Annotated in this window: 1 protein-coding gene and 1 pseudogene; one reads left to right on the forward strand and one right to left on the reverse strand. The window is 76.3% G+C overall.

Going from position 1 to position 1,120, the window contains the following annotated elements; genetic code table 11:
• Positions 1-834, forward strand: an 834-nt coding sequence (locus tag C1I98_RS39140; RefSeq protein WP_267898114.1) for an amidase family protein, incomplete at its 5' end; no start/stop codon positions are given.
• 28 nt (positions 835-862) lie between these two features.
• Here the strand turns inward: C1I98_RS39140 and C1I98_RS42370 are convergent.
• Positions 863-1,120: pseudogene (locus C1I98_RS42370) on the reverse strand (hypothetical protein); the annotation flags it as partial.

Raw genomic sequence — 1,120 nt, forward strand, 5'->3', positions numbered from 1 at the left:
GTCCCCTCCCCCACCGCGGCCACCGCCGCCTGGTACACCCTGGGCGTCAGCGGCCCGATGGCACGGACGGTCGGCGACCTCGCGCTGCTGCTCGGCGTGATCGCCGGGTTCGACCAGTCCTCGCCGCTGACCCTGCCCGGCGACGGGTCGGAGTTCGCGGCGCTGTCCACCGGGCTGTCCACAGCGTTCCCGGCCGGCCTGACCGGCCTGCGGGTGGCCTGGAGCCCCGACCTGGGCGGGCTTCCGGTGGACCCGGACACGGCGGCGATCACCGCGCGGGCGCCCGCGGTCTTCGAGCGGCTGGGCGCGCGGGTCGAACGGGTCGATCTCGACCTTTCCGCCGCCGACGACGCCTTCCGGATCTACCGGGCGTGGTACTACGCGCTCGCCTACGGGGAACTGCCGCAGTCGGAGCTGGCCGAGAACGTGCGCTGGAACATCACGGCAGGGCGCGCGCTCACCGCGGCCGACGTGGCCAGGGCCGAACGGCTGCGCACCGGCCTGTTCCGCAGAATGAGCGCGTTCTGGGCGAACTACGACCTGCTGATCGCCCCGGTCAGCCAGGTGCCGCCGTTCCCGGTGGAGCAGCCGCACGTGACGGTGGTGGCGGGGGTGCCGATGCCGGACTACCTGGCGTGGATGCGGTCGGCGTACTGGATCAGCGTGCTGCACGCGCCGGCGGCGTCGGTGCCGTGCGGGTTCACGCCGGGCGGGCTGCCGGTGGGGGTGCAGATCGTAGGCCGGCCGTACGGCGACGCGGGGGTGCTGCGGGCGGCGGCGGCGTTCGAGGCCGCCACCGGGCACGCGGCCCGCCGCCCGCCACTGCTCGGCTGACCGGACCACCGCGCCCGGCCACAGTGGCCTACAAGGGCGGCGGAGAGGGCAGCGGGGGCTCATCGTCGCGGTAGAGGCCCAGGCCCAGGAGCAGGCCGTACAGGCCGACGGCCAGCAGCGGGCAGGCGACCAGCACGCCGGGCGCGGTCAGCTCCAGCGCCCCAGGCACGGCGGGCCCGCCCGCGACCGGCGCCGCGACGTGCGCGGTGCCGAGGTTGACCACGCCGCCGATCCAGCGGGCCAGGAACGCGGCCACCAGCCCGCCGCCCGCGAGCCCCGCCAGCAC

The organism is Spongiactinospora gelatinilytica (genome assembly GCF_003236385.1).
Taxonomy (GTDB): Bacteria; Actinomycetota; Actinomycetes; order Streptosporangiales; family Streptosporangiaceae; genus Spongiactinospora; species Spongiactinospora gelatinilytica.